Below are 19680 nucleotides of genomic sequence, written 5' to 3' on the forward strand. Positions count from 1 at the left end.
GAGCATGACTGCAACGCTAGATCGTTCGAGAAAAAGTTTACAGCAAAAAGCGATCGCCAAGTTTATTGCTAAAAAAGTGATTCCACCGATCGTGGCGATCGCCATTTTTGCATTGATTTGGCAGTTACTTACAATGAGTGGGATTCTTGCTTTGCCTTCACCGATCGAGGTCATTCAAGAAACATGGGACCCTTACATCATCAATCCCTTTTTTGATAATGGCGGGACAGATAAGGGATTAGCATTACAAATTCTGGCTAGTTTGGGACGGGTCGCAATCGGTTTTTCCCTCTCAGCTATTGTCGGAATTACTCTGGGAATTCTAATTGGCTCGAATGAATTTGTTTACAACGCTGTAGACCCGATTTTTCAAGTTCTTAGAACCGTTCCACCTTTGGCATGGTTGCCCTTATCGTTAGCAGCATTACAACAATCCAATCCCTCCGCAATTTTTGTAATTTTCATTACAGCAATTTGGCCCATCATCATCAACACAACAGTGGGCGTACAACAACTGCCTCAAGATTATCGCAACGTCGCTAGAGTTCTCAAACTCAGAGGAAAAAAATATTTCTTTAAAATTCTGTTTCCCGCCACCGTGCCTTACATTTTTACAGGTTTGAGAATCGGGATCGGTTTATCTTGGTTAGCAATTGTTGCCGCAGAAATGTTAGTTGGTGGAGTCGGCATCGGCTTTTTTATCTGGGATGCTTATAACAGCTCTTTATTAAGTCAAATCATCATCGCACTGATTTATGTCGGTGTCGTCGGTCTGCTATTAGACAGAATCGTTGCTTTCATTGCTAGTAAAGTCGTTCCAGAAGAACAGCGATAGGGGCAGAAACAGTGACCAGTTTAACAGTGACCAGTGACCGCTACTGACAAACCCTGGTAGCTAGTGACTGACTCACTACTCCCTACTTCCTACTCCCTACTCCCTAAAAATCACCATGTCAGTTTTTGTTGAAGTTGACCACGTTGATAGAATATTTTCATTGCCAAATGGTAGTACCTATACGGCACTGAAAAATATTGAATTAAAAATTAAACAGGGTGAGTTTATTTCCTTAGTCGGTCACTCTGGTTGCGGCAAATCTACGCTACTAAATATTATTGCTGGTCTAGACCGTGCTAGTCGTGGTGGTGTAATTCTAGAAGGACGGCAGGTAAAAGAACCTGGACCCGATCGCATGGTGGTATTTCAAAACTACTCTCTACTGCCCTGGATGACAGTGTACGAGAATATCTCGCTGGCGGTTGATGAAGTTTACAAAAATCAAACCAAGGCAGAAAGACGATCGACTGTCGAACATCACATCGATTTAGTCGGCTTGCGTCACGCTAGAGATAAGCGTCCGGGCGAACTTTCTGGAGGAATGAAACAACGGGTGGCGATCGCTCGTGCTTTGGCAATTCGTCCTAAGTTGCTGCTACTCGACGAACCCTTTGGGGCGTTAGATGCTTTAACGCGAGGCGGTTTGCAAGAACAGTTGATGAAAATCTGCGAAGAAAGTCACGTTACCTGCGTGATGGTGACACACGACGTAGACGAAGCCTTGCTGCTGAGCGATCGCATTGTCATGCTCACCAACGGTCCCGAAGCGCAAATCGGACAAATTCTGGATGTCAACATTCCCCGTCCCCGTCAGCGGATGGAAGTTGTCAATCATCCCAGCTACTACGCTATGCGTAACGAGCTGATTTACTTCCTCAACCAACAAAAACGCATCAAGCAGCGCAAAGCAAAACAACACGTCGTCGTTGCTGGCAATGGCTTAGAAAAAGTCAATTTAGAAATCGGCTTTATCCCCCTGACCGACTGCGCCCCATTGGTAGTCGCCAAAGAAAAAGGCTTCTTTGCTAAATACGGCTTAACCGATGTCACCCTCAGCCGCGAACCGAGTTGGAAGGAAATCTCTAAGGGGGTAGGTACGGGACGCTTAGACGCTGCCCAAATGGTTGCAGGAATGCCCTTAGCCATGACTTTAGGGGCGGGTGGTAAAACTCCTATCCCCATCGTCAGCGCCCTCACCCTCTCCCGTAACGGTAACGCCATTACGCTGAGCAAAAAGTTTTTCGAGCAAGGAGTTAGAACCCTAGCCGACTTAAAAGCCGCGATCGCTTCTGACTCCGATACCATCCACACCTTCGGGATGGTACACCCAGCCTCAATGCATAACCTAATGTTGCGTTACTGGCTGGCGAGTGGTGGCATTCATCCCGATGAAGATGTCAGCTTAACCGTGATTCCGCCACCGCAAATGGTAGCTAATCTCAGAGCTGGAAACATCGACGGTTATTGTGTCGGCGAACCTTGGAATTCCCGCGCCGTCTACGAAGACTTGGGATTTGTCGTTGCCACCGATTTAGACTTGTGGGCGGGACATCCAGAAAAAGTTTTAGGCGTGCGGGAAGAATGGGCAAACCAATATCCACAGACCCACGTTGCCCTAGTTAAAGCCTTATTAGAAGCTTGCGACTACTGCGACGATCGCCGCCATCGGGAAGAAATTCTCGAATTACTCTGCCGACCAGAATACGTCGGTTCCGATCCCGCTTACACCCGTCCTGGTTTCCTCGACCCCTACAATCGCGGTGACGGTTCCGCACCCCAACAACTATTACATTTCAACCAATTCCACGTAGACAAAGCCAACTATCGCGATCGCACCGATCTGCTGTGGATCTTGACTCAGTTGGCACGTTGGGGATTAATTCCATTTCCGAAAAACTGGGTGGAAGTCCTCGATCGCGTCAGCCGTAACGATGTATTTGGCATCGCCGCCCGCGAACTTGGATTTATGGACATTGGACACGATCCTCAACCCATCAAACTATTTGACGGCAAAATTCTCTATCCCGATCGCCCAATTGACTACCTCAACAGTTTAGAAATCAAACACCAAATCCGCGTCGAAGAAATTGCGATCGATCCTATAGTCACTGTTTGAAAGAAGGGTAATTGGTAATGGGTAATTGGTAATTGGTCGCTCTTACCCCTACTTCCGACTCCCGACTCCCTATTCCCTAGAGAAACATGCAAATTAGAGAAACTCAGCTTACACCCCAGATCGTAGAACCCAGAACCCAGAACCCTTTTTTAGTCATAGAGGATGTTTCCAAGGTCTATCCTACGAAAAATGGTCCTTACACAGTTTTAAAAGATGTCAATTTCACTGCTCGCGAAGGTGAGTTTATCTGTCTGATCGGTCACTCTGGCTGTGGCAAGACTACCCTGCTAAATATGGTGGCAGGATTTAACAAACCCACTACAGGGGAAGTCAGGCTGCAAAGCGATCTCGTCACCGAACCAGGACCGGAACGGATGATGGTGTTTCAAAATTACTCCCTGCTGCCTTGGATGACGGCGTTTGATAACGTTTATCTATCCATTGATGCCGTCCATCCCAATATGCCTGCGGCGCAGAAAAAAGCGATCGCTAAAGAGCATTTAGCAATGGTAGGACTGACGGAAGCTGCCGATAAAAAGCCGCGTCAGCTATCTGGAGGAATGAAACAACGAGTGGCGATCGCCCGTGCTTTAGCTATTCGTCCCCAAATCCTGATCCTCGACGAACCTTTCGGGGCGCTGGATGCCATTACCAAAGAGGAACTCCAAGAAGAACTGCTAACAATTTGGCGAGAACACCGCGTCACCGTGCTAATGATCACGCACGACATTGACGAAGCCCTATTTTTATCCGATCGAACGATCATGATGACCAACGGTCCTTCGGCAACGATTGGTGAAGTTGTGGAGATTCCCTTCCCTCGTCCGCGCCAACGCGCCCGTATCATCGAAGATCCCCGTTACTACGAACTGCGCAACCACATCCTCGACTTTTTATATCATCGTCATGCCCATGTGGAGTAGAGAGTGGCTGGTGGCTAGTGGCTAGTGGCTGGACTCTTTTCTAGTCACTAGCTACTAGTCACTCATCACTGATAACTGAAAACAGCGATCGCTCCGACATTTAGGCGATCGCTATTTTTTTGCAATCTGTCTTTGGGTGGTAAATATGCATGAAAATGCATGAAAACTATGCGTTTATTTCATAATTAATGTAATTTCGTTACAAAATATACGAAACTTCTGGCTTTAGTAATCCAATCTAGAGTAGTAACCAGTATTGAAAGTGCCATTAAAAATTCAGACGCGATCGCTTTTCTATCAGTGTTATGGATGTAATTTGTGCAAATAAAAAGTCAAGCCAGCAAATGTTTACGGTATGGTTCGCCAATATTTTCGACACTGATAGAACTTTTTCAAACTGGTAAAAGATAGCCTAATTCAGACTTATAGAACCCAACAGCTCTTACAACACTCTTGAGGCAATTCACAGAATTGCTAACAGCACAACTTTTGCAATTCCTCTTCTTTTGACTTAGGAAGTCATCTCATGCTCAAAGGCTTAATTTCATTCCAGGGTCGCTATCGCATCTTACATCAAACGTGGTTTGCTTTCTTTTTAACTTTCGTTTGTTGGTTTAACTTTGCACCCTTTGCCGGATTAATTCAGAAAGAACTTCATTTAAGCGATCCGCAAAAAACAACTCTCCTCATCTGCAACGTAGCACTGACAATTCCAGCCCGTATTATTATCGGTATGCTGCTGGATCGGTTTGGACCGAGAATTACCTACTCTTTTCTGTTGATGTTTGCTGTAGTTCCTTGTATGGCAACAGCGATATCTCACGATTTCAACCAATTGGTATGGAGTCGTTTGTTGATGGGGATTGTCGGTTCTGGATTTGTCATCGGCATTCGCATGGTGTCTGAGTGGTTCCCGCCCAAAGATATTGGTATTGCTCAAGGTGTGTATGGCGGCTGGGGTAACTTTGGGGCTTTTGGGGCTGAATTTGCTCTCCCAATTCTTGCAGTAGCTACTGGCTTTGTTGCAGGTGGTGCATCTAACTGGCGTTTGGCAGTTGCCTTTACAGGTATTGTTGCTGCAATTTACGGTGTTATCTACTTCAATACTGTCCAAGATACTCCTAGCGGTAAAGTTTACAAGCGTCCTAAGAAAAATGGTGCGATGGAAGTCACCAGCAAAGGCAGTTTTTATGCCATGCTGCTGTCAAATTTCGGTCTAATTTTCGCTCTTGGTTTGTTAGCTTGGCGTTTGGCTCAACCTAAAATTCACTTCCTCAGCCTAAGCCAAATGTATATTGTTTGGATTGGACTATTAGGATTGTATGCTTACCAAACTTATCAAGCTTGGCGCGTCAATAAAGAGTTATTAACCGGACAAAAAATCTACTCTCCATCCGAACGCTATCAATTTCGTCAAGTTGCTCTACTCGAATTTACTTACGTCACAAATTTTGGTTCGGAATTGGCAGCAGTTTCTATGCTCCCAATCTTCTTTGAAACAACTTTTAGCTTGGATCATCATATGGCAAGTATTATTGCCTCATGCTATCCATTCTTAAACTTAGTTTCTCGTCCTAGTGGTGGTTTAATTTCTGATAAATTAGGTTCGCGCAAATGGACGATGACAGTTATTTCGGTTGGAATTGGGATTAGCTACTTACTCGCTTATGAAATTAATGGGAGCTGGGCTTTACCACTAGCGATCGCCGTGACAATGCTCTCTGCTTACTTTGCCCAAGCTGGTTGTGGTGCAACTTACGGGATCGTACCTCTGATTAAAAAAGAAATTACCGGACAAATTTCTGGTAACGTCGGAGCATATGGTAACTTTGGTGGGGTAATTTATTTAACAATTCTCAGCCTGACCAATGCCCGTACTTTGTTTGCCACAATGGGAATTGCTGCTCTAGTTTGTGCTAGTTTGTGTGCTTTCTTTTTGAAGGAACCAAAAGGCTCTTTTGCTGAAGATTATGAGGCTACTGCTGCAACAGATACACCAGAACACGCGCTACCAAGTAGTTCTATATTGGCAGAGGAATTAGAATAAAATCTCTTGCTGCATTCCACCTACCTAATCCTTATACGGGATAACGCAGGTAAATTTTAAACTGCGTTATCCTAGTTTTCTATTATTAGCACTCAACGACGCTTATAAAAGAAAGTTATCAGTTGCCAACTACCAATTACCAATTACCAATTATCAATCACAGCGATCGCCAAAAGTTCTTTAAAATACTATATTTGTTTGCTTCTATCTGCGGTTATAATTTTTACTAGGGCTGATTGAGGTAAATAGTATATCTGGATATCAAAATTAAATAGGATCTGTTCGAGCTATTTCGATTTTGATTATGTCAGAACTTTCAGACAATTTTACTCTTGAAAACGGTATTTGTGTAACATTTTCTACAGACTAAAATTTCAAACGTGGGTATGTTGTCTGGTAATGTAGAATCGTGGTTTAAAGTGCTGAAAAACTGTCAAATTTATCAAATTTACTGAAAGAGCTTCTAATAATTCTCCAACTTTAAATCTGTAGCCCATTAACGAAAAAATTGCGGTAACACTGTCATGACTGACTCCACCAAAACCCTATGTCCTTATTGTGGTGTCGGCTGCGGCTTAGAAGTCTCACCCCCAGCCGCTGCTGGCAAAGCGACCAATCGAGACAGTCAAGGGAATCCAGTCTGGAAAGTGAGAGGGGATAAAGCCCATCCTTCCAGTCAAGGAATGGTGTGCGTCAAAGGCGCGACAATAGCAGAAGCGATCGCCAAAAGCCGCTTGCGTTATCCGATGGTGAGAGACTCGCTCAATGAAGAGTTCCGCCAGGTAAGCTGGGAAGAAGCACTAGAAAAAATCGTCAATCGCATTCAAACAGTCCGCCTGACTCAAGGGGCTGATGCAATTTGCATGTATGGTTCCGGTCAGTTTCAGACCGAAGACTATTACATCGCGCAAAAACTCATGAAGGGGTGTTTGGGGACGAATAACTTTGATGCCAATTCTCGCCTGTGCATGTCGTCCGCGGTATCTGGTTACATACAGAGTTTTGGTGCTGACGGTCCTCCCTGTTGCTACGAAGATTTAGAACAAACCGATTGCGCTTTTTTAATCGGTACGAACACTGCTGAGTGTCATCCAATTGTTTTCAACCGCCTCAACAAATACTGCAAGCAGAACCGCAACGTCAAAATGGTCGTTGTCGATCCCCGCTACACAACTACGGCGGAAGCTGCTGACTTGCATCTGGCGATTCATCCTGGTACAGATATCGACTTACTTAACGGGATCGCCCATTTGTTAATGCGTTGGGGCTGTATCGACTTAGATTTTATTGAAGATTGTACGAGTAATTTTCCTGCTTATGCAGAGGTAATTCAAGATTACACCCCAGAGATGGTGGCGCAAAAATGCGGAATCTCTGCTGCCGATTTAGAGACGGCGGCGCGATACTGGAAAGAATCGAAGCGCGTCCTATCTATGTGGTCGATGGGCGTAAACCAGTCTTCAGAAGGTACGGCAAAGGTCAGAACCATTATCAACTTGCACCTCATGACAGGGCAAATTGGCAAGCCTGGTGCGGGTCCATTTTCCCTCACGGGACAGCCGAATGCAATGGGCGGACGGGAAGCAGGGGGATTGGCACATCTGCTTCCAGGTTACCGCAGCGTGAAAAATCCACAACACCGCGCCGAGTTAGAGCAACTTTGGGGTCTGCCAACTGGTAGTATCTCGTCTGAGACTGGTAGAAATACTTGGGAAATTATCACGGGCTTGGAGTCTGGGGAAGTCGGCGTATTGTGGATTGCAGCAACTAACCCAGCTGTAAGTATGCCAGATTTGGAAAGGACGAAAGCAGCACTATTGCGATCGCCTTTTACCATTTACCAAGATGCCTACTATCCTACCGAAACTGCTGCCTACGCCCACGTCTTGCTTCCCGCCGCACAGTGGAGTGAAAAGACGGGCGTAATGACAAATTCCGAACGGCGCGTAACTCTGTGTAGTGCCTTTCGTCAGCCACCAGGAGAAGCTAAAGCAGACTGGGAAATCTTTGCTGAAGTTGGGAGAAGGTTGGGCTTTACCGAACAGTTTGCTTTTTCTGCTGCCACCCAAGTTTACGCTGAATTTACCAAAGTTACGCGCGATCGCCCTTGCGACATGTCAGGATTGAGTCACGAACGCCTCCGCGCCGAAGGACCGCAGCAATGGCCCTGTCCCGAATCTGAATTAGGTAAATCGGATCGTCACGAAAAAGCCAAACGATTGTATACAGACTTTAAATTCCATACCCCTGATGGTAGGGCGAAGTTCGCCGCCTATCACTCGCGGGGACTGGCAGAACCACCCGATCCGCAATATCCTTATGTCCTGACAAACGGACGATTATACGGGCATTGGCACACCCTAACTCGCACGGGCAGAATTGATAAAATTCAACAGATGCATCCCAACCCATTTATCGAAATTCATCCCCGCGATGCTGCGAGTTTGAAAATTAACAATGACGATTGGGTAGAAGTGCGATCGCGACGTGGTAAAGCCAAATTTCCTGCTAAAGTAACAAAAGCGATCGCTCCTGGTACTGTGTTTGTGCCGATGCACTGGGGCGCGTTGTGGGCAGAACAAGCTGAAGCCAATGCCCTCACCCATCCCGAATCTTGTCCTGATTCCAAACAGCCAGAATTAAAAGCTTGTGCGGTGCAACTGATTCCTCTGAGCAACAACTTTTTCTCATATCAAGAAGCGGAGCAATACGATCCTGCGCCCTCGCCTATTTCTGTGTGAGCAAAACAATTCAAAATTCAAATTCAAAATTCAAAATTTCAGAGAGTACAACCCAATACTTTTCGGTTAAGACAAGATCCCCCCTAACCCACGGACACTTTACTCAAATCGGGAAACCTGCCCACGTAAGTGTCCTCCCCTTAAAAAGGGGGGAACTTAAGCCCCCTTTTTAAGGGGGTTGGGGGATCTTCCAAGATCTTTGCATCACTAATCGAGATGTATTGGGGTACAACCCTCTAACAAATGTCTGTGCCTCTCTCTGGCTCAAGCAACGTCAAGAGTGCAAATTCTAGTAGCTACGGATGCAAGTAAAGAGTTAAAGTAAATACTTAAGATTATAAAGATTTATTAAAGGCGATCGCCTCTATGACGGTTCTCCTGTTGGCAGTGTCGAGCTTTATTGCTTGGGTTATTAGTAGCTTAGCTGGTGGGGGAAGTCCGTTTATTATTATTCCGATGGTAAACTTCCTGCTGGAAACGCCAGCTATTCCGCCAGTCGTGACCACAGGCATGTTATTGGGGAACTTGCAACGAGTTTTTGTTTTTTGGCAAGATATAGACTGGCGGCTCACTTGGTGGTATTTGCCTGGTGCAGTGTCGGGGGCGATTTTGGGTGCGATCGCGTTTACTCAAACTCATCTAGAGTGGATACAAACTCTACTAGGGCTATTTTTAGTCAGTTCTGCTTTCAGTATGTTTGTAGGCGAGAGCAAACCAACTTTTCAAGTACCAGGTTGGGTTTTCTTACCTGCTGGTTTCATTCATGCTTTTCTCTCAGGCTTACTCGGTAGTATTGGTCCAATCTTAAATCCACTGTATTTAAATTACGGCTTATTCAAAGAAAAAATGATCGGCACGAAATCCGCCCATGTTCTAGTAGTACATATAGCCAAAATGTGTACTTACGCTAGCTTGGGAGCATTTACCAAATCGTATCTCTGGTATGGATTAGTCATTGGGATGGCAGCAATTCCGGCAAACTGGGTAGGACAGCAAATGTTACAGAAAATGAGTAACGAGCAGTTTCACAAGTTTGTGACTGTGCTGATAACTATTAGCGGTTTATCAATATTGTGGAATCAAAGAAAATTTTTTGCTATTTTGTTGCAATGAGATTAAGACTGCCGCACTCACGTTAAGATAGATCGCAAAAGCGATACACCAAACGGTAGCTCGGACTCGATATGCCAAGAAGCCAGCGTAATGACAACTTTGTAGATAAAACATTTACCGTCATGGCAGATATCATTCTGAAGATTCTGCCTACCAATAAAAAAGCTAAAGAAGCTTTTGTCTATTACCGCGATGGTATGTCTGCTCAGGGTGCTGGAGAGTATGCCGAAGCTTTAGACAACTACAGACAGGCTTTGGAACTAGAAGAAGATCCATACGATCGCAGCTACGTTCTCTACAATATGGGGTTAATTTATACAAATAATGGCGAACACGAGATAGCTTTGGAGTACTACGAAAAAGCACTCGAATGTTACCCCAACATGACGCAAGCCTTGAATAACATGGCTGTCATCTATCACTTCCAAGGGGAAAAAGCCAAAGAAGAAGGAGATAGCGATCGCGCCGATAGTTTATTCGATCTCGCTGCTGACTACTGGAAACGTGCTATCCAAATAGATCCCAACAACTATCTCGAAGCACAAAACTGGCTCAAAACCACCGGACGTTTATCAAAAGATATTTACTTTTAATGGTAATGGGAAAGTCAAAAGTGAAAAGTTAAAAGTCAAAAACTATAGATGACAAACTACTAACTACCAATTACCAATTACCATCCATGCTCGACAAAGAACAAGTTCGTAAAGTTGCCCATCTCGCACGCTTAGCACTCACTCCCGAAGAGGAGGAACAATTTACCACTCAATTGAGTAGCATTCTAGATTATTTCGAGCAGTTGAGCGAACTTGACGTAACTGACGTACCTCCAACCATGCGGGCAATTGATGCTAGTAACATCACCCGTGCGGATAAACTAGAACCATATGGCGATCGCGATGCTATACTCGAAAGCGCTCCAGAACAGGATGGGGAATTTTTCAAAGTCCCCAAGATCCTCAACGAAGCCTAATTCTCTCGTCATCTATGCTGGTTAGATCTAGACTTAGAAGCCAGCAATCGCGCTGTGACATAGACTAAGCTACCTGCAATCATACCTGGTAGGACTTCGTAAACTACGGAAGATAACTTAAATACCAGGTTCCAACTAATAGCGGTGATGATTCCAACAGCCATCATTAATAGTGCTACAGGCGTACTGACGGGCAATTGCCCAACTCGCAATAGTAACAGTGGACCTAAACCCGAAGCTAAAGCCGACCAAGAAAATGTAATTAAGAGAAACACATTATCATCGCCTACTAAAGCAATACTCAAAACGATCGCAGTGACAGTTAAAGTGCCTAACTTGACAATTCGATAGGAATTAGCAAATTGAGGCGCGATGTCTTGAGTCAACGCCGCCGAACAGCAGAGAATCTGAGAATCGGCAGTAGACATAGTAGCAGCAAAGACTCCGGCTAGCATCAGTCCGACAAAGCCTGCGGGTAGCAATTCTTCTGCTAAATACGGCAATGCCAACTCAGGATCGCCACCTGATATCAAGTCGGGTAACAACACCCGTGCTGCTAAGCCGATGGTAATGGAAGAAAAAGATGTGGTTAAACTCGCAATAGTTTTGATATTCAGCGCCCTATTGACATTATCGGGCGAGTCAATTGCCATTGCTCGGACTAAAATATGCGGTTGACCGACTACACCAAATCCAGCCACAATCCAACCAATAAAAAAGGGCAAAAAGCCCAACGGTAGATTAGATGGACTCAAATTAATTAGCTTTGCATCAATCGCGCCCAATCTTGTCCAAAGTTGCCCAAATCCACCACAGTCGGTAATTGCTACGGATAGTAGGAGCAGCAACGAACCAATCATAATTATCCCTTGGACTGCATCCGTCCAAATCTCCGCTCGCACACCTCCAGAAAAACAGTAGATAACAACTATTACTGCTCCGAGGATAATTCCTAGACGATAATCCCAGCCGAAGACGACATTCAGTGCTTTGCTACCTGCTACGAGTTGCGATGCTGCATACGCACCGAGAAAAGCCACAATAATTATGCCTGAGACAATCGAGATCCAACGAGCGCCAGAAGTATTTTGCGCTAAGAAATCAGAAACAGTATCCGATGCTGTTTCTTCGGATCTTTTTCTTAAACGTTTGAAAAATAAAAACCAAGCGAGATAGTCTCCTATTGCCCAACCAATAACTAACCAAATAGCAGAAATTCCGGCTGTGTAGGCAAAGCCAACTTGACCGAGAAATAATAAACCACTCTGACCCGTTGACATGGCGGAAAGCGCCGTCAGCCAAGGACTTACCCCGCGACTAGCGAGGATGTAGTCAGCAGTTGTATTTTTCTTATGAGTTGATGAGTAGATGCCAACGCCAATAATCAGAGCTAGAAAAACAATGAAAGCAGCTGCAATAAATATGCGATCGCTCATAGATTTATCAGTTATCAGTTATCAGTTATCAGTGTAGAGACGTTAGATGTAACGTCTCTACAAAGTTATCAGTGGTTGCTGATGCAGATGACTTTACTTTTTGTTACATCTTAAGACATCCTGCTTCTGAGTGAAAGTGAAAATCAACTGCTGATTTGGTTAGAAGGTGAATGGCGATCGCAATTTATATTTGATTTATGAGAACAAATTACTATTTTTTGATGATTCAATCTTAATATTTTATTTTTGTCTTATAGCAATTCTCAACTGCGTGCGTGACATTTGTAGGGGCGCATAGCTGTGCGCCCCTACAGATTGCGTGTTTTACCTAAATCAAAACCGCTATTAGTAGAATAGGCAATGCTCGCCTACATTTGAATTCTCACTTCACTCGATGAGCCTAATTTTTTATACCATAAGATAGATGCATTTTTCTCCAAACTAGTAGAAGAAGACTTCTAACTTCTGACTTCACTTTATTGGTTTAGCATGTATGAAGAGCGAACTTAGAAACTCACAAATACAAATTCGCAAGAGGTGCGATCGATGGGTTTAGGTATTCTAGCTGACGGTAAATGGATTTCCGAACGGGAACAAGAAGATAACCAAGGGAAATTTATCCGCCCTTCTACTACCTTTCGCAATAAAATTACTGCTGATGGTTCGAGTGGTTTTAAAGCAGAAGCAGGACGCTATCACTTATATATTTCTTGGGCTTGCCCTTGGGCACATCGAACGGCAATTATGCGTCGTCTGAAGGGACTAGAAGATGCAATTGGATTATCTGTAGTAGCAGCAGAGATCGACCAAAATAGTTGGGAGTTTAGTAGTGAACCTGGAGCGATTCCCGATACTGTTAACGGGACGCAATATCTTTGGCAACTTTATCTAAAAGCCGAACCAAATTATAGCGGACGGGTAACAGTTCCCGTGTTATGGGATAAGCAAACTCAGTCAATTGTGAATAATGAATCTCGCGAAATTATTCGCATGTTTGACACTGAGTTTAACGATATTGCGAGTAAGAATGTCAACTTCTACCCCAAAGATTTGCAGGCACAAATAGACAAAACTATCGATGAGATTTACCAGCCAATTAATAATGGTGTCTACCGAGCCGGATTTGCCACTCAACAAGTGGCTTATGAGGAGGCTGTAACGGAGTTATTTGAGGCTTTAGACCGTTGGGAAAATGTTTTAGCTAAACAACGTTATTTATGTGGTAATTGCATTACAGAAGCCGATTGGTGTATGTTTACAACCTTACTGCGTTTTGATGCTGTTTATTACGTCCATTTCAAATGCAACTTACGCCGGATTGTAGATTATCCTAACTTGTGGAACTACTTAAAAGACTTGTACCAACAACCAGGAGTGAAAGAAACTTGCAACTTGGATCATATTAAAAGACATTACTATCGGAGTCATCCCAAAGTTAATCCTACTCGCATCGTCCCTAAAGGACCAATAATTGATTTTGAGGCTCCCCACAACCGTAATGAAATAGGTGTTGCAGTTGCAGTTTAAAAAGTAGGGTGGGCATTGCCCACCCTACTTTAACCTTTGACGCAAACAACTTGCTTCAATGTTGCTATAATTTCGACCAGATCTGACTGATTATTCATTACCTCGTCTATCGGCTTATATGCCCCAGGAATCTCATCTAAGACACCCGTGTCTTTGCGGCATTCTACGCCCTTCGTTTGCTCGATCAAATCGTCAAGTGTATAGACATTTTTTGCCTTATTACGAGACATCAAACGCCCCGCACCGTGACTGCAAGAACAATAACTTTCAGCATGACCTTTACCTCTGACAATAAATGATTTCGCACCCATTGAACCAGGGATAATCCCATAATCTTCAGTCTGCGCCCTTACCGCACCCTTACGAGTCACGTAAACATCTTCGCCAAAATGCACTTCCTTTTCGGCATAGTTGTGATGGCAATTGACTTCTAATAGAGGCTTGAATGGCTTACCACCAGCTACATGTTTTTCTACAACTCGCTTAAAGCGTGCCATCATTACGTCACGATTGACACGGGCATAGTTTTGCGCCCACTGCAAGTCTCGCCAATAAGCAGCAAACTCTGACGTACCGGAAACAAAATAAGCCAAGTCAGGATCGGGCAAGCGATCGCCTGCTAATTTTGCTAGTTCTTTAGCAGTATTAATATGGCACTGTGCCAACTTGTTACCGATATTTCGGGAACCAGAATGCAACATCAACCAAACTCGATCTTCCGTATCGAGACAAACTTCTAAGAAGTGGTTGCCACCGCCAAGAGAACCCATTTGTTTCATGGCTTTTCCTTGCAAGTCTTGCACCCCGCGATGTAGATCTTTAAAATCATGCCAATGTTGCCAGTTAGTAATAGATTTTTCTACATCTTTATTTTCGTTAAAACCAACTGGAATTGATGCTTCAATATCCAAACGGATTTTTTTCAACTTGCCTTCTAATTGTTCGGCATGATATGGAGTTTGAATGGCAGCCATGCCACAACCAATATCTACTCCCACAGCCGCAGGCAAAATTGCATCTTTAGTTGCTACAACCGAGCCGACTAAAGCACCTTTACCTAAGTGGACATCGGGCATCAATGCGACATGTTTAAATACAAATGGTAGCGATGCCACGTTTTTCGCCATCTGGGTTTCTTCATGTCCTAAAGCATGATTTGCCCAAGAAAGTACGGGTGCTGGTGTATTAATTTCTAGTTTTTCGTATGGCATATTTTTAGTTAAAAATTAAGGAAAAATGACCGATACATGATCCAGGGCGCACGACTGTGCGCCCCTACAGAAACATGATCCAGGGCGCACGGCTGCCCCTACAGAAACATGACCCAGGGCGCACGGCTGTGCGCCCCTACAGAAACATGACCCAGGGCACACGACTGTGCGCCCCTACAGAAACATGACCCAGGGCGCACGACTGTGCGCCCCTAGAGAATACTTGGGTTTTTGATTCCCAGATTGACTATCTCTACAGGGGAGAATACTAACTTAGCTTATGCAAGTTCATTTTACATAATACATTGTGCTACAAAAAAATACAACAAGAGAACTCCTCCGAATATGGGTGTAAGGGCGGGTTTATTAAACCGCTTCGTTTAGCAGAGATTTTAGGTGAAACCCGCCCCTACATCGATCGCTGCTCCCTGCTCCCCGTTCCTACTAGCCATCGATGTACAATTACCATCACTAGGGCTAGAGGCATCATTAAAACAGGAATAATTTCCAAACTAGTACGGGAGGCGATCCAACCGACTGCACTGGGCAAACTGGCTGCACCTAAACTAGCGACACTCGACACGAAACCGATCGCGGCTGGTATTAATGCAGGAGATATCCTCTGTGGTAATAAGGCAATTGTTGCCGGATAGATTGCCGCAAACCCGAAACCAATCAGCGGTAAGCTCAAATACAGGTTTGGTACTAGCCACCAAGCTAGTAAACCAATACTCAGCACCACTAGAGAAATATCCAACGTGCGGACTGCACCGAGTCGTCGCATGAAATATCCCAAACTCAAACGCCCAATTGTCAGTCCCAGCCAGTAAGCGCTAATGCTGTATCCAGCAACGATTGGCGGGATCCCGCGACTGAGATTTTGCACCGAGTAAGCCCAGTTACCCACACAAACCTCTGCACCCACATAAACCATCAATAGCAAACCCGTTAGCAGGACAGCAGGTGTCTGTAAAGCAACGCGGAGATTAGCCTTAGCACTCGTCCCAGAAGCATTGATTTTCTGCGTCATCGGTCGATAATTTTGGACGATCGCTATAGCCACCGCCACCACCAACAGCCCTACCACTCCTGCAAATACCAAATAGATCGATCGCCAATTCAACCCAAAAGCTAGTAGCGAAGTGGCGATCGTGGGACCTAACAATGCACCAACACCATAAAAAGCGTGCAACATTCCCACGAGATGGTTAGTCCGTTGGTTATCCACAATAAATGTATTAATTCCAGCATCAATCAGGGCAATTCCCAGCCCCAAAAGCACGCCAGCCGCCACCATCACCCACCAAAACGGATTCAGCGCATAGATTATCAGCGCCCCCATCAGCAACATTGCCGCTACTAACAGCATCCGTGCCAACCCCAAACGGCTGCTAATCAGACTACTAGAGAACGCTGCCACAACATAACCACCCGTCTGACTGATAAACAGCAGCGTTACAGTTGCCGGATTTAAATTATATGCAGCCAAAATCGAAGGCAACAAAACCCCCAATCCCGCCTCTGCTACTGCGATCGCCACAAAAGCATAAAACGCGATCGCTACCCCAAACCAAACCGCCTCTTTCCCAAAATGCGATCGCTTCACATTTTTGCCTAACACCCGCTTATCACCCATATCTCCCCTGCATTTATTTGGCTTGGGTACGGGCGGGTTTTCACCAAAGATTCACTGTTTCAGTGGTCGATCTATTCGCTAAACCCGCCCCTACAACTTCTGACTTCCTCACGCTTCTGCTAACAACACCCTTAACCCAACCCGATCGCCATCCATCACCTGTTGCTCGATCGCCATCCCTACCAAAGCAGGTACGATCGCATCCGCCTCAATTAAATCTGCTGGCTGATAAGTCGTCGCCACCGCCACCACACTCATTCCCGCTGCCCGTGCCGCTTTGACACCAGCCACAGCATCCTCCACTACCAGACAGCGTTCTGGTGGGACACCCAACCTTGATGCTGCTTTGAGATATCCTTCAGGATCGGGCTTACCACGGCTAATATCATCTGCCGTAATCATGACTTTGGGAACAGATAAACCAACATGACGCAAACGGTTGGTTGCGATCGCCTGCGTCCCTGACGTGACAATTGCCCATTGCCGATCTGGTAATGAATTCAGTAAATTTGCTACTCCTTCCACTTCCACCACACCAGCTAAATCCTCCGCCTCCCGTTGCAGAAACGCCCTACCTTCTTCCTCTGCGATTAAGTGCGGCGCAACTTCGCGAATTGTCTCTGTCGCCGGACGACCGTGAGAGATTTTCAAAATTGCCTCTGCATCTAAACCGTGCTGCTGCGCCCACCTACGCCAATGTCCTTCTACAGCTACATTTGAATTGACCAATACACCGTCGAGATCGAATAGGACTGCCTCACAGTCGAAGCTTTTCATATCTTTTTCTCCAGCAGAGATGTGACATGGAACGTCTCTACACACATAACGTCTCTATAATGCTAATTTGTTTGTTAGAAAAACAAACTTACTAAAGATTAGAAAAATGACCGCAGATCGACATTCACCATCGATCGCCACCAATACAACACTGTTAAAACAAATCAACTATGCCCGCATTTTGGAACTTCTTAGATGTCGTGCGCCAAAGACTCGGGCTGAAATTGCCCGTTCCACAGGACTGACGCGATCGACTGTTACCGTAATTACAGCCGAATTAATCTCGCAGGGCTTAATTCGAGAAAGCGGTGAAATTATCGCGCCTCCTGGAGGGGGAAGACCAGGAGTCGGACTGAGTTTAAATCCCGATGGGGCATTTTTTATTGGTGCGGCGATCGAGTACGAACAGCTAACGGTAGTGCAGTTGAATTTAGCTGCCCAAGTTGTCAACCGCATTCAAGCACCACTAATAGGTAGTCGAGAACCAGAAATTGTCCTCAGCCAACTCGGACAATTAATTGGGCAAGTGCAGCAGTCCGATCCGACCAAACAAGAGCGATCGCGAGGAATTGGGCTAGCCATCCAAGCAACCATGAACTTAGCAGGTGTGGTCATCTATTCGCCATTTTTACAGTGGGTAGGTGTCGATCTGCGCCGCTACCTTCAGCCTCACATTCAATTGCCTTTATTTGTAGATAATGATGCGAACGCCGCCGCTTTAGCAGAGGTGTATCTAGGTAGTGCCATGCACTGTCATAGCTTGCTCTATCTATTAATTAATAAAGGAATTGGGGCGGGAATCGTGTTAAACAATCGCATCTTTCGCGGCGCTTACGGCACTGCGGGAGAAGTCGGGGCAATTTTACCAATGCCAACTGGCTGCGGAGATTTAGGCACATTTGTCGGTAGAGAGGCGTTGCTGCAAAACTATCGCCAGCGGGGAGGACAAGCAGGAGAAATTGGCGATTTGGTCGTACATTTCCGCCAAGACGAACCCCTCGCCCGCGCGGTTGTGTCTGAATGGGTGCAGATATTAGGCTGGGGATTAATTAACTTAGCAAATATTCTCAATCCCGAACGAATCGCGATCGGTGGACCGCTTGCTGTATTGGTTCCTCACGTTAAAGAGGAATTGGACTCGATGTTGCGAGACTGCGTACCTGGTAATGGTGGTGGTGGATTCTTCAGCGATCCGAAAGCTCGTTTTGACGTATCAGTTTTTGGCGAAGATGCGGCAGCAATTGGCGGGGCTGTACTTGCCTATCAGTCACTCTTTCAAGTTCCCGATTTAGTTTTGTTAGCTGGCTAATTTCGGGAGTTGGGGGAGTTGGGGAAGTTGAGGGAGCAAGACAATTCTAGTCACTAGTCACCAGCCACTAGCCACTGACAACTGCAAGAATGTATTAAAATTTGTAAATAGAAATAGCAAGTCGCGATCGTCCCTTAGCGAGGCATACTTATGGCAGCGCGTCAAGATACAATTTGGGAACAGTTCTTAGCGCCTGTCGTGCGTTTATTTATTGACGAAGAGGAGTTAAGGCGATACGCCCGTAGTATAGACTGGGAGAAAGAAAGCGATCGCTTTCGCCGTCCAGAGGTCAAGGTTCCCGTATACTACAGCAGTCAAAATTTTCACGGAATTAAGGGCGGATATCTTAATTCTGGTGCAGCTGTTTCTTACGATCCAATTACTCAATACGTCCTGCTACCTAATGAAACTCTAGTCCGTCAAGGATTGCTAGAACGTATTCGCGTTAAGCCAAGCAGAATTATAGATTTAGGCTGCGGTACTGGTTCCACGACGCTGATATTAAAACAGGCTTTTCCCCAAGCAGAAGTTATCGGCTTAGATTTATCGCCATACATGCTAGTCAGGGCAGAAGACAAAGCCAAAACCGCAGGATTAGCGATTAAGTGGCTGCATGGCAATGCTGAAGAGACAAAACTACCAGCTGCCAGTTTCGATCTGGTGACGATATCCTTGTTATTTCACGAAACGCCAGCACAGGTGACTCAAGCGATCTTGCAGGAAAGCTTTCGATTGCTGAAAGCAGGCGGCGAGGCGATCGTTTTGGATGGCAATCAGCAGACTTTACGCCATCTCGATTGGTTGAATAATGTGTTTGAGGAACCATACATTCGAGAATTTGCGCAGGGAAATTTGGATGTCTGGATGGGTAAAGCAGGCTTTGCAGCAGTGCAGACTGATGATGTGTGGTTAGTCAATCAAGTAACTCGTGGAATTAAGCCTTTGATGCAGGAGACAGGAGACAGGAGACAGGAGACAGAAGAAGATATGGTAATAACAGAGGAATGGATTCCGGCTCCTGGGTATTAAGGTAATAATA

At 45.3% G+C, this 19680-nt stretch carries 15 protein-coding genes; 11 read left to right on the top strand and 4 right to left on the bottom strand.

Features of this window, described 5'->3' with window-relative positions; genetic code table 11:
• The first annotated feature begins 4 nt into the window (after positions 1–4).
• The 8 genes from ntrB (at position 5) to gatC (ending at position 10745) form a co-directional block, all read left to right on the top strand.
• Positions 5–835: a nitrate ABC transporter permease gene (gene ntrB / locus CHRO_RS17505; protein ID WP_015155570.1), complete on the top strand. Its 831-nt coding sequence runs from the start codon at positions 5–7 to the stop codon at positions 833–835.
• Positions 836–950: 115 nt separating this feature from the next.
• Positions 951–2951: an ABC transporter ATP-binding/substrate-binding protein gene (locus CHRO_RS17510; protein WP_015155571.1), complete on the top strand. Its 2001-nt coding sequence runs from the start codon at positions 951–953 to the stop codon at positions 2949–2951.
• 86 nt (positions 2952–3037) lie between these two features.
• The gene (locus CHRO_RS17515; RefSeq protein WP_015155572.1) at positions 3038–3874 is read left to right on the top strand and encodes an ABC transporter ATP-binding protein; all 837 of its coding nucleotides are present in this window, start codon (positions 3038–3040) and stop codon (positions 3872–3874) included.
• Positions 3875–4400: 526 nt separating this feature from the next.
• A complete protein-coding gene (locus CHRO_RS17520) occupies positions 4401–5921 on the top strand; it encodes a NarK family nitrate/nitrite MFS transporter (RefSeq protein WP_015155573.1) in 1521 nt (506 codons plus the stop codon).
• A gap of 524 nt (positions 5922–6445) precedes the next feature.
• Entirely contained in the window at positions 6446–8662 is a 2217-nt protein-coding gene (locus CHRO_RS17525; RefSeq protein WP_015155574.1) for a molybdopterin oxidoreductase family protein, read from the top strand.
• Positions 8663–9028: 366 nt separating this feature from the next.
• Complete coding sequence (locus CHRO_RS17530) at positions 9029–9775, top strand: sulfite exporter TauE/SafE family protein (RefSeq protein ID WP_015155575.1); 747 nt, start codon at positions 9029–9031, stop codon at positions 9773–9775.
• A 71-nt stretch (positions 9776–9846) separates the two neighbouring features.
• Positions 9847–10368 (top strand): photosystem I assembly protein Ycf3, encoded by a 522-nt coding sequence (locus CHRO_RS17535; RefSeq protein WP_015155576.1) that lies wholly within the window; start codon positions 9847–9849, stop codon positions 10366–10368.
• Positions 10369–10454: 86 nt separating this feature from the next.
• Positions 10455–10745: an Asp-tRNA(Asn)/Glu-tRNA(Gln) amidotransferase subunit GatC gene (gene gatC / locus CHRO_RS17540; RefSeq protein WP_015155577.1), complete on the top strand. Its 291-nt coding sequence runs from the start codon at positions 10455–10457 to the stop codon at positions 10743–10745.
• A gap of 8 nt (positions 10746–10753) precedes the next feature.
• Here gatC and CHRO_RS17545 read toward each other — a convergent pair whose 3' ends face one another.
• Positions 10754–12181: a sodium/proline symporter gene (locus CHRO_RS17545; RefSeq protein ID WP_015155578.1), complete on the bottom strand. Its 1428-nt coding sequence runs from the start codon at positions 12179–12181 to the stop codon at positions 10754–10756.
• A gap of 546 nt (positions 12182–12727) precedes the next feature.
• On the opposite strand from CHRO_RS17545, the gene CHRO_RS17550 reads away from it, so the two are divergent.
• Positions 12728–13708 carry a glutathione S-transferase family protein gene (locus CHRO_RS17550; RefSeq protein ID WP_015155579.1) on the top strand — a complete coding sequence of 327 codons (981 nt, stop codon included), beginning with the start codon at positions 12728–12730 and terminating at the stop codon, positions 13706–13708.
• A gap of 29 nt (positions 13709–13737) precedes the next feature.
• On the opposite strand, the gene CHRO_RS17555 is transcribed toward CHRO_RS17550, so the two are convergent.
• The 3 genes from CHRO_RS17555 to CHRO_RS17565 form a co-directional block, all read right to left on the bottom strand.
• Complete coding sequence (locus CHRO_RS17555) at positions 13738–14919, bottom strand: RtcB family protein (RefSeq protein WP_015155580.1); 1182 nt, start codon at positions 14917–14919, stop codon at positions 13738–13740.
• A gap of 409 nt (positions 14920–15328) precedes the next feature.
• Positions 15329–16555 (bottom strand): MFS transporter, encoded by a 1227-nt coding sequence (locus CHRO_RS17560; RefSeq protein ID WP_015155581.1) that lies wholly within the window; start codon positions 16553–16555, stop codon positions 15329–15331.
• Positions 16556–16663: 108 nt separating this feature from the next.
• Positions 16664–17332: an HAD family hydrolase gene (locus tag CHRO_RS17565; protein ID WP_015155582.1), complete on the bottom strand. Its 669-nt coding sequence runs from the start codon at positions 17330–17332 to the stop codon at positions 16664–16666.
• Between the two features lie 106 nt (positions 17333–17438).
• On the opposite strand from CHRO_RS17565, the gene CHRO_RS17570 reads away from it, so the two are divergent.
• Together CHRO_RS17570 and CHRO_RS17575 are read left to right on the top strand one after the other, a co-directional pair.
• The gene (locus CHRO_RS17570; protein WP_015155583.1) at positions 17439–18641 is read left to right on the top strand and encodes an ROK family transcriptional regulator; all 1203 of its coding nucleotides are present in this window, start codon (positions 17439–17441) and stop codon (positions 18639–18641) included.
• A 150-nt stretch (positions 18642–18791) separates the two neighbouring features.
• Entirely contained in the window at positions 18792–19670 is an 879-nt protein-coding gene (locus CHRO_RS17575; RefSeq protein WP_015155584.1) for a class I SAM-dependent methyltransferase, read from the top strand.
• Positions 19671–19680: the final 10 nt, after the last annotated feature.

Origin of the sequence: Chroococcidiopsis thermalis PCC 7203, from assembly GCF_000317125.1 — a bacterium.
Lineage (GTDB): Bacteria > Cyanobacteriota > Cyanobacteriia > Cyanobacteriales > Chroococcidiopsidaceae > Chroococcidiopsis > Chroococcidiopsis thermalis.